The 12,449-nt window shown below is 60.8% G+C and carries 11 protein-coding genes; 1 reads left to right on the top strand and 10 read right to left on the bottom strand.

Annotation, left to right across the window (positions count from 1 at the left end; translation table 11 throughout):
- Window positions 1-14 precede the first annotated feature (14 nt).
- Window positions 15-1,028: a hypothetical protein gene (locus tag J4D25_RS27130; protein ID WP_198530245.1), complete on the top strand. Its 1,014-nt coding sequence runs from the start codon at window positions 15-17 to the stop codon at window positions 1,026-1,028.
- Between the two features lie 297 nt (window positions 1,029-1,325).
- Here the strand turns inward: J4D25_RS27130 and J4D25_RS04125 are convergent, their stop codons facing one another.
- The 10 genes from J4D25_RS04125 to J4D25_RS04080 form a co-directional block, all read right to left on the bottom strand.
- Window positions 1,326-1,676, bottom strand: coding sequence for a copper-binding protein (locus J4D25_RS04125; protein WP_057715366.1), 351 nt, complete (start codon window positions 1,674-1,676; stop codon window positions 1,326-1,328).
- Window positions 1,673-4,831, bottom strand: coding sequence for an efflux RND transporter permease subunit (locus tag J4D25_RS04120; RefSeq protein ID WP_057715365.1), 3,159 nt, complete (start codon window positions 4,829-4,831; stop codon window positions 1,673-1,675). Before J4D25_RS04120 ends, J4D25_RS04125 begins: the two co-directional genes overlap by 4 nt.
- Window positions 4,828-6,312 (bottom strand): efflux RND transporter periplasmic adaptor subunit, encoded by a 1,485-nt coding sequence (locus tag J4D25_RS04115; protein ID WP_057715364.1) that lies wholly within the window; start codon window positions 6,310-6,312, stop codon window positions 4,828-4,830. Before J4D25_RS04115 ends, J4D25_RS04120 begins: the two co-directional genes overlap by 4 nt.
- Window positions 6,309-7,565 carry a TolC family protein gene (locus tag J4D25_RS04110; RefSeq protein WP_057715363.1) on the bottom strand — a complete coding sequence of 419 codons (1,257 nt, stop codon included), beginning with the start codon at window positions 7,563-7,565 and terminating at the stop codon, window positions 6,309-6,311. Before J4D25_RS04110 ends, J4D25_RS04115 begins: the two co-directional genes overlap by 4 nt.
- A gap of 100 nt (window positions 7,566-7,665) precedes the next feature.
- Entirely contained in the window at window positions 7,666-8,007 is a 342-nt protein-coding gene (locus J4D25_RS04105) for a hypothetical protein (RefSeq protein ID WP_057715362.1), read from the bottom strand.
- A gap of 92 nt (window positions 8,008-8,099) precedes the next feature.
- Window positions 8,100-9,008, bottom strand: coding sequence for a MurR/RpiR family transcriptional regulator (locus tag J4D25_RS04100; protein WP_057715361.1), 909 nt, complete (start codon window positions 9,006-9,008; stop codon window positions 8,100-8,102).
- Window positions 9,009-9,135: 127 nt separating this feature from the next.
- On the bottom strand, window positions 9,136-9,900 hold the full coding sequence (locus J4D25_RS04095) for an ABC transporter ATP-binding protein (RefSeq protein WP_057715360.1): 765 nt from the start codon (window positions 9,898-9,900) through the stop codon (window positions 9,136-9,138).
- 18 nt (window positions 9,901-9,918) lie between these two features.
- Entirely contained in the window at window positions 9,919-11,031 is a 1,113-nt protein-coding gene (locus J4D25_RS04090) for a succinylglutamate desuccinylase/aspartoacylase family protein (protein WP_057715359.1), read from the bottom strand.
- 9 nt (window positions 11,032-11,040) lie between these two features.
- Window positions 11,041-11,739 carry an ABC transporter permease gene (locus J4D25_RS04085; RefSeq protein ID WP_057715358.1) on the bottom strand — a complete coding sequence of 233 codons (699 nt, stop codon included), beginning with the start codon at window positions 11,737-11,739 and terminating at the stop codon, window positions 11,041-11,043.
- A gap of 12 nt (window positions 11,740-11,751) precedes the next feature.
- A complete protein-coding gene (locus J4D25_RS04080; protein ID WP_057715357.1) occupies window positions 11,752-12,441 on the bottom strand; it encodes an ABC transporter permease in 690 nt (229 codons plus the stop codon).
- Window positions 12,442-12,449: the final 8 nt, after the last annotated feature.

Here is a 12,449-nt window from a genome sequence, read left to right as displayed (position 1 = left end):
ATCGGAGGTGCATCATGCTGCTCAAGAAATGTTTGTTGGCTCTGGCAATAGGCGGGGTACTGTCGGCATCGACTGTCCTGGTGCCCGATTACATCAGTAGTTTCTCCAGCGTGTATGCCAAAGATGGCGGCAGCGGCGGTGGTGGTAGCGGCGGAGGCGGTGGCGGTCACGGCGGTGGCGGCGGTTCCGGAGGCGGTGGTCACGGTGGTGGCGGCGGCTCCGGAGGCGGTGGTCACGGTGGTGGCGGTGGCTCTGGAGGCGGCGGTCACGGTGGTGACGGCGGCGGTGGCGGAGGCGGCCATGGTGGCGGCAGCGGCGGTGGCTCCGGCAGTGGAGGCTCCGGAGGCGGTGGTCACGGTGGTGACGGCGGTGGCGGTCATGGAGGAGAGGGTGGCGGTCATGGTGGTGACGGCCACGACGGTGACGGTCGTGGAGGCCCGGGACGCGGCGACGCTGACCATGGTGGTATAGCCGGGAACAAAGGCCCGGGCAATGCGCGTGACAACGACAACGCCAAAGACAATGATAACGATGCCGCAGATGCTGCCAGGGACGCGGCCAGGGCTGATGCCAATGCAGCCCGGGACGCTGCTCGGGCTGATGCAGATGCAGCGCGGGATGCGGCAAAAGCGACTGCGGACGCCGCCCGTGACGCCGCCAGAGCTGAGGCGGATGCAGCCCGGGATGCCGCAAGAGCTGCTGGCTTATCGCGCGCAGAAGCGGATGCAGCCAGAGACGCTGCCCGGGCCGCTGCGGATGCAGCCAGGGACGCTGCCAAGGCCGAGGCAGATGCAGCCAGAGATGCTGCTCGGGCTACTGCGGATGCCGCGAGGGACGCAGCCAAAGCCGAGGCGAACGCAGCCAGAGAGGCTGCCAAAGCTGGGGCGAGGGATGTAGCGGACGCCCCGGATGCACCGGATGCGCCGGATGCTCCAGACGCACCGGATGCACTGGATGCACCGGATGCTCCAGACGCACCAGATGCACCAGACGCGCCGGATTTCGACACGGCTGAGGTGCAGAACTAGGCCTGCATGTTCGGCATTGAACACTGCAGGCATCCCGTAGATTACGTCCCGGGAGTTTGAAGGACGTATCGGCAATGAGTCGCAAGCCCTGAAGAATCTCGGGGCTTGCGACTTTTTTTCGAAATCTGTTGCAGGTCCGAAACACTGACGAGGATGACGCAAGTGGAGACGGAACTGGGCGGGTAAGCAATTGCCAGCCGTTCAAAATCCCCCGAACCCTCCGTTTTTCCTGAACCAGCCGATTTAACGGGTTAGTCCGGCACGACAATATGTGCCGGACACTTCCACCACCGGAATTTACTTGTTAATCGACACGATCGAGGCGCTGTTACCCTCTAGCCGGAAGGAAAACGATACCCGGTCTCCAGTCGCCAACCCTGACAACTGATCTTGCGTCACGGAAAACGCCATCGTCATCGGTGGCCATTGCAGGGCGGGAACGGCGCCGTGGGAGATGGTCACCGTATGCTTCGCAGTATCGATAGCCTTGATCGTGCCTTCGGCATTGGATACCGGAGCCTGTTTTGTTTCCTGCTTCATCGGCATGCCTTCCATGCCGTCCATTTTCATGCCCGGCATGTCCTGCGCGTGGGCAGAAAGTGAAAGCGCGAATAGGGTGCTTGCGACTGCGGTCAGGGTGAGTTTCATATGACTTTACCTTGATGTGTGGTGGGTGCAGGCAGGAGGTGCCGGCGGCGCATCAATCGATAGGCTGCCGGAATGACAAACAGGGACAGCAAGGGGGCCGTGACCATGCCGCCGACCATGGGCGCGGCGATTCGGCTCATCACCTCACTACCGGTTCCGCTGCCCAACAGAATGGGCAGCAGACCGGCAATGATGACGGCAACGGTCATGGCCTTGGGTCGAACGCGCTGTACAGCGCCTTCACGAATCGCCGCCACCAGCCCGCGTTCAGTGCTGTCACCGAGGTCTTCACGTTCGGCCCAGGCGTTTTTTAGGTAGAGCAACATAATCACGCCGAACTCGGCAGAAACGCCGGCCAAGGCGATGAAGCCGACCCCCGTGGCGACCGACAGGTTGAAGCCCAACAGATAGAGAAACCATGCCCCCCCAGTCAGTGCGAATGGCAGAGTGGCCATGATCAGCAGGGCCTCATCGAATCGGGCAAAAGTCAGGTAGAGCAACACGAAGATGATCAGCAGCGTGGCAGGCACCACCAGTTTGAGTCGTGCGTTGGCTCTTTCGAGAAACTCGAACTGTCCCGAGTAACTGAGGCTCATGCCTGGCTGCAACCTGACCTGTTCATTGACGACCCGACGAAGATCGGCAACCACCGAGGCAATATCCCTGCCTCGAACATCGATGTACACCCAGCCTGAAGGCCGTGCGTTCTCGCTCTTGAGCATCGGTGGGCCCTCACTGACCTTGACCTTCGCCACTGTGCCAAGGGTGATCTGACTACCCAGCGGGGTGTAGATCGGCAGTCGTTCCAGGGCGCCGAGCGAGTCGCGCCACTCCCGTGGGTAACGTACGTTGATCGGGAAACGTGCCAGACCTTCAATGGTCTCCCCGACATTTTCACCACCGATGGCACCGGCCACGATGGACTGCACATCGGCGATGTTCAGCCCGTAACGAGCAGCAGCCTTGCGGTCGATATCCACATCGATGTAGCGGCCACCGGTCAGCCGCTCGGCCAGGGCCGAACTGACACCGGGCACGTCCTTGGCCACTCGCTCGACCGCCTGGGTGACCGCATCGATTTCCGCCAGATTGGTGCCGGCAACCTTCACACCGATCGGGCTCTTTATACCCGTCGCCAGCATGTCGATACGGTTACGAATCGGTGGTATCCAGATGTTGGTCAAACCGGGAACGCGCACCACGCCATCCAGTTCCGCCACCAGCTTTTCCTGAGTCATGCCTGCACGCCATTGCTCATGTGGCTTGAACTGGATGGTGGTTTCGAACATTTCCAGCGGTGCCGGGTCGGTGGCGGTTTCGGCACGACCGGCTTTACCGAAGACGTGTTCGACCTCTGGTACGGTCTTGATCAACCGGTCGGTCTGTTGCAGCAGTTGCGCCGCTTTCTGCGCCGACAATCCCGGCAGGGCAGAAGGCATATAGAGCAGGTCGCCCTCGTCCAGCGGGGGGAGAAACTCGCCACCCAGGCGAGACATTGGCCATAGCGCACTGACAAAAACCAACAGCGCGACCAGTAGCGTGATCTTTGGGCGGCGCAAGACCGCGTCCAGGGCCGGCTGATAGATTCGAATCAACCACCGGTTCAACGGATTCTGTTGTTCACTGGGAATTCGCCCCCGAATCCAGTAGCCCATCAGCACCGGTACCAGGGTCACTGACAATCCCGCCGCTGCGGCCATGGCATAGGTCTTGGTGAAGGCCAAAGGGCCGAACAGCCGTCCTTCCTGAGCTTGCAGCGTGAACACCGGAATGAACGACAGGGTGATGATCAGCAGACAGAAGAAAAGCGCCGGGCCTACCTCCACCGCTGCTTCGGTCATTACATGCCAATGACGCTCGCCCTTCAGTTCCTCCCCTGGATTGGCTACGTGCCAGGCCTCAATCTTTTTGTGGGCGTTCTCGATCATCACCACGGCGGCATCGACCATGGCGCCGATGGCGATGGCAATCCCGCCCAAGGACATGATGTTGGCGTTGATGCCTTGGTAGCGCATGACGACGAAGGCAGCAAGCACCCCCACCGGCAGCGAAATGATCGCCACCAGCGATGAGCGCAAGTGCCAGAGAAAGATCCCGCAGACCAACGCGACGACGATGAACTCTTCGATGAGCTTGTGGCTGAGGTTTTCCACCGCGCGGTCGATCAGCTTGCTGCGGTCGTAGGTGGTGACGATTTCCACCCCGGCCGGCAGACTGCTTTTCAGTTCGTCGAGTTTGGTCTTGACCGCTGCAATGGTCTCGCGAGCGTTCTTGCCGCTGCGCAAAATCACCACGCCGCCGACGGTCTCGCCTTCGCCGTCGAGTTCGGTGATGCCACGGCGCATTTCCGGTCCCGACTGAATCGTGGCGACATCGCCAAGGGTCACCGGCACACGATCCGAACCCAGCTTGAGCGGAATCGCCCGAAAGTCATTGAGCGTCTTCAAGTAACCGGAGGCCCGCACGATGAACTCGGTCTCGGCCATCTCCAGCACCGCGCCACCGGTTTCCTGATTGGCCTTGCCGATAGCGTCGGTCACCTCAGCCTGAGTGATGCCGAAGCTTGCCAGTTTCAGCGGGTCCAGCTGCACCTGGTACTGCTTGACCATGCCACCCACCGTGGCCACTTCCGCCACGTTGGGCAGGGTCTTGAGTTCGAACTTGAGGAACCAGTCCTGAAGCGCGCGCAGTTGCGCCAGGTCGTGGCCACCACTGCGATCCACCAGTGCGTACTGGTAGATCCAGCCCACTCCCGTCGCATCCGGCCCCAACGCCGGCTTGGCGCTGGCCGGCAACCGGCTTTGTACCTGGCTCAGGTACTCCAACACCCTCGAGCGAGCCCAGTACAAGTCCGTACCGTCTTCGAACAGCACGTAAACGAAGCTGTCGCCGAAGAAGGAGTAACCACGCACGGTTCTGGCGCCCGGTACCGAGAGCATGGTAGTGGCCAACGGATAGGTCACCTGATTCTCGACAATCTGCGGCGCTTGTCCTGCATAAGGGGTGCGGATGATCACCTGCACATCCGAGAGATCTGGCAGTGCATCAATGGGTGTGCTCTGCACCGTCCAGATACCCCAAGCCGTGAGGAACAACGTCGCCAGTAGCACCAGGAACCGGTTGGCCACTGACCAACGAATGAGGGCCGCGATCATGGCTGGCTCCCCGATTTGGCCAGGCGCTCGACACGCAAGCCATCGTCGGTCTGGCTCACCGCGACCCGAACCTTGTCACCCGCCTTGAGGCCCTGCATCAGCGCCGCACTGGCGAGAGGGAAAGTCATCGTCATGCCAGGCATGCCCAGCGTCTTGAAAGGACCGTGGGCGAGCGTAACTTCTTTGTCGTTGATCTCAACGATCTGCCCATCCGCCTCATGCAAACTGGCGGCTGCTCCACTGGCGGGTGACTCTTGCACCGAGGTAGCAACAATGCCCTTGAGACTGGCCTCGGAATCGAGGAGGAACTGGCCAGACGTAACCACCTTCCGGCCTTCTTCCAGACCTTTCAAAATCTCCGTCTTGCCATCGCTTTCCTGCCCGGGTTGCACCTCCACCGGGCGGTAGCGGCCGGCGTCTTCGGCGAGCATTACCAGGGCACGTCGGCCAGTGCGGATAACCGCCTCACTAGGCACCCACAACACACTGTGCCCGGTCGAGTGGCTGAGGCGGACCTGCGCGGTCAAACCTGGTCTCAGGCGCCCTTCGGGATTGGGTAACTCGACACGTACGCGGAGGGTGCGGCTGTCCGGATTGGTCTCGGGCAAAATCGCGCTGACCTTGCCATTGAACATTGTCCCCGGGAAGGCGGGCAGTCGCGCTTCGACTGCCTGCCCCACGGTGACGGCTCCGGCATCCGATTCCGGAACGGCCACGGCGAGCCAGACACGGCTCAAGCCATTGACGCGTGCCAGAGTCTCGCCAGCCGCGACGGTCATACCTGCACGTACGTTCAACTCTTGCAGCACACCGCTGATGGGGCTGCTGATGGTCAGGTTCGTCTGGACTTTGCCACTGCGCTCTACCTGGCTGATCAGCGCCGCCGGCATCCCTGTGAGCCGCAGTCGCTGGCGGGCCGCAGCCAACAGGTCGGCATCACCGTTGCGCTTGAGGGCAAGGAACTCTGTCTGGGCGGCCGCCCACTCCGGCACCAGGATATCCGCCAGTGCCGCATTGGCTTTGAGCAGGTCGCCTGGAGCATGGGCATAGACTCGCTCCACGAAGCCGGCTGTACGTGCCTGTATCACCGCCACATCACGTTCGTTGAATGCCAGGACACCTGTCACATCGAGGCTGGAGTCAAAGACTCCACGGGTGACGGTCGCAAAACGCAGACCGAGATTCTGGGTCAGACCCGGATCGATGCTGACGGTCGCACGATCCTCGACACCGCTGGCGTACCGGGGAACCAGTTGCATGTCCATGAAGGGGGACTTGCCCGGTTTATCGAACTTTTGCTGCGGGTACATGGGGTCGTACCAATACAGTGCCTTGCGTTCGTCCGGCGAATTGATTTTCTGCTCCCGGGCGGTAACAGGTACCTCGCTCATGCGCGGGTGAGCGAACCAGTAGCCACCGGCAACACCCAATGCCAACGAGACGCCAACCAGCAATGCTCCGTTCCATTTTTCAAGGATCATTGGCCGGACTCCCCATAAGCAAAATACAGACGCGCACTGGTCAGCGCTCGCTGCTCCTCCACGTCGATCTGTTTGAGTCGGGCTTCGATGAGTTCGCGTCGGGCGGCGACAACGGCGTTTAAATCGCCTGTGCCGGCACGGTAGCTGGCCATGCTGAGTTCGACCTTTTCCCTGGCCAGCGGCAGCAGGCTTTCCTGGTTGCGGCTTACCGCACGATTGAGGCGCTCATAGTCAGCCAGTTCATTTTCCAGTTGCTGAGTGTGCTCCCGTGACAGGGCTTCGCGCTCAGCCTCAAGCTGGCTGAGTTCAGCCTGTTTGGCTGCGATTTTGGGGTTTTGCCGGGAGTCAGGAAACAGTGGCAAGTCCCAGGACAATTGCACGCTGACCATGTCGCCGAACTGGCGATCGCGATGTTGATAGTCAAGCTCCCAACTCCAGTCTGACTTTTTCTCCGACTCGGCTTCACGAACCTTGGCTTGCGCTTCGCGGGTCATCGGCGCAAACGCTGCCAACTCGGGGTGGTGTTGCAGTTTATGGGCGTAGCTCGAGGAATCGACAGGCCACTGCGGCAAGCTGCCCACAGGCTTGTCGTTGGCGGCGGAGCCAATCCAGCGTTTGAGGGCCGCTCGGGCCTGCGCTCTCTGGAGAACCAGATCGTCCTGCTGCTCCGCCAGTCGAGCCGCTTCTTGCCTGGGCGTCACCGCATCGGCGGGTTGAGCGCGACCACCGGCAATCCGGGCCCGGACGGTATCGGTCAGCAGGCGGTTTTCTTTGTAGAGGTCCTGGAACAGCGCATCTTTGCGCTCGACTGAGTAGCTGTTGATCCAGGCCTCTGCCGTGGACTGGCGTACGTTCAGTCGTGCAACCCGACGCTCGGCGGCAGCGCGATCAACGGCGGCGTTGGCGACCTCGATGCGAGCCTTGCGCTTGTCACCGTTGGGCATCTCTTGCCTGACCCCGACCATTTGCATGGTCATGAAGTCGTCGTTGATGCTCCAGCGATCCGGGCCGCCGATGGGGTAGTTCTGCACACCTGCCAGCAACTTGGGGTCAGGTAATTCACCCGCTGGAATGGCCGCACTGCTGGCAGCTTGAATCTTTGCATCTTGTGCAGCCAGCGACGGCGCATTGTTTTCGGCCAGGCGCAGCGCTTCATCGAGGGTCAGCGCGGCAGCGAAGCTCGGCAATGCCAGTACGCTTGCCGCCAGACCGGCCACGAGGGACCAGCCTGTGCAATAGCACTTGGAGTTCATGTTTACGATTCCTGTGATCATCCACTGCACGCGTCAAAAAGACATGCGCACAGCCAGTCCATCCCGCTAATACGGAATGAGGCTCAATGTTGGACAGGAATCAAACGCGAGGCGGTCGCCATACCCCGGACGGGGTTTGTACGGGCATGGAATCACTGAAGAAGGAAACCACTACGGGGCTGAACACGGTTACAGGAGGCTTGAGGATCGAGACTTGCAGCATACCGCCTGTCTTGCATTCCTGGCCCGGCTTGCAGGGCTTGCCATGCTCTGTCGGGCTTTTCATGTCGTTGCAGCAGTCCATTCCCATGTCATCCATCATCGCCATGCCCATCGTCTTCATCGGGCACGGTTCTGTGGGCGCCTGGACACCCGCCATCCCGCTGAGGGGAAGCACCAGGCTAATCACGAAAATGAGGCAAAACCGCAGGTAGCGTTTCATGGGCTGGAGTGTAGAGGCTGAAATGGACTCTTTCAATTGGATGAATGTTCTCACAGCCTGCCGGCAAGAAGCGGGCGCTGGATTTCCATCGCTCACTTTTTCGCTGGTTTACCGCTGGCAGGGATGTGCAGGTACGACATCACGCTTTCTGTCAGTTCGGTTGCCAGTTTGACCGCTTCTTTATTGCGTGCCATCACGCCGGCGACCAAGCCTTCGATCAAGGCCAGTACGGCGATGTTGGAACTGGTCAGCACCGGGTGATCGCAAGGCGCAAACAGCGTGTGCTCGGCAATGCCGGTGAGCGGCGAGGCGGGTGAGTCGGTAATTGCCAGCACTGATGCGCCACGTTCATTGGCGAAGCGTGCCAGTTGCAGGGTGTCGAGGGAGTAGCGTGGCAGGGAGATCGCCAGCAGCACGTCCTGGTCGGTGATGGCGGCCAGACGGTAAGCGGCGTTTTCGTTACCGCCCTCCATGCTGATGGCAGTGGCGTCCGCACAAAAGGGCATCAGGGTCGAGGCGGCGAGACCGGCGAAGTAGACACTGTTGCCAAAGCCCAGAATGTAGATTTTGCGCGCTTTGGTCAGGCGAGTGACGAAGGCTTCAAAGGTGTCGGCGTGGTTGTTGCTCGCCGCGGTGGCCAGGTTGCTGCTGGCGCTCTGGAGTTGCTCATGCAGACCAAACGCGCCGCCCGGGCGATGGGCAAGTTCGTTGCGCAGTTTGTCGACCGGCGACACCATCTGCTGCAACGTTGCGACCAGTTCGGCCTTCATGCCGCTGTAGCCACCGAGGTCCAGTGCTTTGGCCAGACGGTTGACGGCGGCGGGTGAGGTCAATGTTTCGTGAGCCATCTCCTCGATGGTCAGCGTCGCGGCTTTGAGCGGGTGACGCAGGATAAAGTCCGCGACCTTGCGCAATGACGGCGGCAGTTCGGAAACGATTTCCGTCAGTTTGCGCATGACCGGCGCGGCATAGACAGTGGTGTCTTTCGATGGGGTGGGCATATCCGGCTCAACATTTCCTGAAGGTGAGAGAAGGGCTGTGCCTGATGCCCTGACAAGATTGGCTGGAGTGTATCCGAAGCCAACCTTGTCAGGGCAGCGCCGAGCAGTCGATGGCTAAGCGGCGGACTTACTTCAAGCTCCCGGCCAGAAACTGCCGGAGGCGTTCGGACTGCGGGTTGACCAGCACTTCGCGCGGGTCGCCGCGCTCTTCGACAACGCCCTTGTGCAGGAACACCAGTTGGTTCGAAACCTCGCGGGCAAAGCCCATTTCGTGAGTCACCACCACCATGGTGCGGCCTTCCTGCGCCAGATCCTGCATGACTTTAAGCACTTCGCCGACCAGTTCGGGGTCGAGCGCCGAAGTCGGCTCATCAAACAGCATCACTTGCGGTTCCATCGCCAGTGCGCGGGCAATGGCCACGCGCTGCTGCTCGCCACCGGACATATGCGCCGGCCAGGCGTTCATGCGGTGCGCCACACCGACTTTGTTCAGGTAGTGCTCGGCCTTTTCCCGTGCCTCTTTCTTGCCCAGGCCCAGCACATGCACCGGGGCTTCCATGACGTTTTCCAGAGCGCTCATGTGTGACCAGAGGTTGAAGTGTTGAAATACCATCGATAGCTGCGAACGCATGCGTTGCAACTGCCTGGGTTCGGCCGCCTTCAGCCCGCCAAGCTTGTTGGCCACCAGCTTGAGCGGTTCGCCATTGAGCACGATATTGCCCGCATTGGGTTGCTCCAACAGGTTGATGCAGCGCAGGAACGTACTTTTGCCAGAGCCGCTGGAGCCGATGATGCTGATCACGTCACCGGCCTGTGCTTGCAGGGACACGCCGTTGAGCACCTGGTGCGCGCCGTAACTTTTATGCAGGTCCTGAACTTCAAGTTTGTACATGGTTTGAACTCTCTGGAATCAGTCGCTGAGCAAGCGACCCTGGCGAATGGGGGTAGAACCGGCAACTTTGGCCAGCCACAATCCAGGCTGGGCAAAGCGCAGCCGTTCGCGGGCATAGAGAATGCCGTCGGTGCTGGCGCTCACCACGCTATGGCGGTCGGTCAGCGGGTCGATGACCTCGAACAGCGGATCGCCGACCTTGACCTGCGCGCCCAGCGGTTGCAGAAAACTCACCACACCGGGATGGGGCGCACAGGCGTACTGCGCGCCGGCGAATGGCACGGCCTGGCAATGGCTCGGCGGCGCAGCTGGCCAGTCACCGCTGATCAGGCCTTGTTCGGCGAGATACCCGAGAATGGCTTGGGCACTGTCCACGCATTGCTCGCGCTCGGTGTCTGCCATGCCACGCAATTCAATGGTGGTGGCCACGCACGCCAGGGGAATGTTGGCTTGGGGAAACAGCTCGGCCAGGCGTAGCCATGCAATGGCGCAGGCTTCGTCGAAGGCACTGCCGCCCGCATTTTCGGCCAATAACGTGACCCCGGCACCGAGGCGAGCGGCCAATGGCTGCAGGCGTGGCCAGTTTTGCGGCATCGCATACAACAACATGATCGATTCGAAATCGCAGTGCAGGTCCAGCACCACATCGGCGTCGCAGGCATGCTGCAGCAACAGGCGGCGCAGGCCGTCGAGTTCCGAGGTCGGTGCCGGCATGGCGGCGAGGGCATCGCCCATGGCGCGGCGGATGAGTGCGATGTTGGCGTCGGCATCGCTTCCCAATCGGCCCTCCAGCAGTGGTGCAACGGCATCGACCAACTCCGGGAAGTCGCGATTGAAGTTCTTGCCGCTGGAGAACTCGAAGCGCCCCTGATGGGTGGCCTGGAACATCTGGGCGATACCGATCGGATTGGCCATTGGCACCAACTCGATCACCCCGGTCAGGCGACCTTGTGTTTCCAGTTCCAGAAGACGGCGCTTGAGCTCGACGGCGACGCGCATCCCTGGCAATTCGTCGGCATGCAATGACGCCTGGATGTACGCTTTGCGTGCTCCACTGCCAAAACGAAACAGTGACAGTGTTCGTTCGGTGCCCGAGGCACTCCACGGCAACAGGTATTGAATGTGCTCCATAGCAGCTCCTTAGTGCTTGCGCGGTGCCAGATACGCCAGCCAATGGCGCTCGGCCAGCTTGAACAGGCGCACCAGAATGAAGGTCAGGGCGAGGTAGAAGAGGCCGGCGGTGATAAACGCCTCGAACGGCAGATAGAACCGTGAGCTGACAGTACGCGCGGCCCCGGTGATGTCGACGAGGGTGACGATAGAGGCCAGGCTGGTGGTTTGCAGCATCATCAGCACCTCGTTGCTGTACTGCGGCAATGCCCGGCGCAAGGCCGACGGCATGAGAATGCGGCGATACAGGGTCAGGCGTGACATACCCATGGCCCTCGCGGCTTCGATCTCGCCATGGGGGGTGGATTTCAAACTGCCGGCCAGCAGCTCTGCGCTATAGGCACTGGTGTTGATCGCAAAGGCCAGGCAGGCGCAAAAGGTGGCGCTGGAGAGGTAAGGCCAGAGCGCGCTTTGGCGCACTGCTTCGAACTGCGCCAGGCCGTAATAGATCAGGAACAATTGCACCAGCATCGGCGTGCCGCGAATCACGTAGGTATAGAGCCAGGCCGGGAAGTTGATCAGCGGTGATCGCGACACCCGCATCAACGCCAGTGGAATAGCCAATACCAGGCCCAGGGCCAGAGAAATAAGCAGGACTTTGAGGGTCAACAAGGCGCCATTGAAGTACAGCGGCAGGTTTTCCCAAATCAGGTTGTAGTCGAGAATCATGGGCCGCTCCCCTCACAATTCGGCGGCTTTGATGCCGACCGAGTAGTGTTTTTCCAGATAGCGCAGCACCAGCAATGACAGGCTGGTGAGCATCAGATACAGCGCCGCCACCGCGAGGAAAAACGTGAATGGCTCGTGTGTGGCATCCGCTGCGTTCTTGGCTTTGAACATCATGTCCTGCAAGCCGATCACCGAAATCAGCGCGGTGGATTTGGTCAGTACCAGCCAATTGTTGGTGAACCCGGGAATGGCGAAACGAATCATCTGCGGTACCAGAATTCGCCAGAACACCTGCGCACCGCCCATGCCATAGGCCACGCCGGCCTCGGCCTGACCTTTGGGGATTGCCATGAAGGCGCCGCGAAAGGTTTCCGAGAGGTAGGCGCCAAAAATGAAGCCCATGGTGCAGACGCCGGCGATAAAGGGGTTGATGTCGATATAGCGGGTGTAACCGAGTGCCAGGGCAATGCGGTTCACCAGATCCTGGCCGCCGTAGAAGATCAGCAGGATCAGCACCAGGTCTGGAATGCCGCGAATCAGGGTGGTGTAACTTTCCCCGAGCAGGGCCAGCCATTTGAGCGGTGACAGGCGAAAGGCCGCGCCGACCAGGCCCAGGGCAATCGCCAGGGACATGGATGTCAGGGCCAGGTTTATGGTCAGCCAGGCGCCATCGAGAATGCTCGATCCGTAGCCGTGAAGCATGATGAAGT

The sequence above is a fragment of the Pseudomonas sp. GW456-L13 genome, from assembly GCF_017350115.1.
Lineage (GTDB): Bacteria > Pseudomonadota > Gammaproteobacteria > Pseudomonadales > Pseudomonadaceae > Aquipseudomonas > Aquipseudomonas jessenii.
The sequence above is the reverse complement of the archived record's forward strand: the minus strand, read 5'-3'. Positions and strand labels throughout refer to the sequence as shown.

Bases quoted from the DNA above. Each gene is read 5' to 3' on its own strand.
- J4D25_RS04115 (WP_057715364.1), bottom strand. From the start codon at position 6,312: ATGATCCTTGAAAAATGGAACGGAGCATTGCTGGTTGGCGTCTCGTTG.
- J4D25_RS04125 (WP_057715366.1), bottom strand. From the start codon at position 1,676: ATGAAACTCACCCTGACCGCAGTCGCAAGCACCCTATTCGCGCTTTCA.
- J4D25_RS04100 (WP_057715361.1), bottom strand. From the start codon at position 9,008: ATGCCCACCCCATCGAAAGACACCACTGTCTATGCCGCGCCGGTCATG.
- J4D25_RS04120 (WP_057715365.1), bottom strand. From the start codon at position 4,831: ATGATCGCGGCCCTCATTCGTTGGTCAGTGGCCAACCGGTTCCTGGTG.
- J4D25_RS04110 (WP_057715363.1), bottom strand. From the start codon at position 7,565: ATGAACTCCAAGTGCTATTGCACAGGCTGGTCCCTCGTGGCCGGTCTG.
- J4D25_RS04085 (WP_057715358.1), bottom strand. From the start codon at position 11,739: ATGATTCTCGACTACAACCTGATTTGGGAAAACCTGCCGCTGTACTTC.
- J4D25_RS04080 (WP_057715357.1), bottom strand. From the start codon at position 12,441: ATGCTTCACGGCTACGGATCGAGCATTCTCGATGGCGCCTGGCTGACC.
- J4D25_RS04095 (WP_057715360.1), bottom strand. From the start codon at position 9,900: ATGTACAAACTTGAAGTTCAGGACCTGCATAAAAGTTACGGCGCGCAC.
- J4D25_RS04105 (WP_057715362.1), bottom strand. From the start codon at position 8,007: ATGAAACGCTACCTGCGGTTTTGCCTCATTTTCGTGATTAGCCTGGTG.
- J4D25_RS27130 (WP_198530245.1), top strand. From the start codon at position 15: ATGCTGCTCAAGAAATGTTTGTTGGCTCTGGCAATAGGCGGGGTACTG.
- J4D25_RS04090 (WP_057715359.1), bottom strand. From the start codon at position 11,031: ATGGAGCACATTCAATACCTGTTGCCGTGGAGTGCCTCGGGCACCGAA.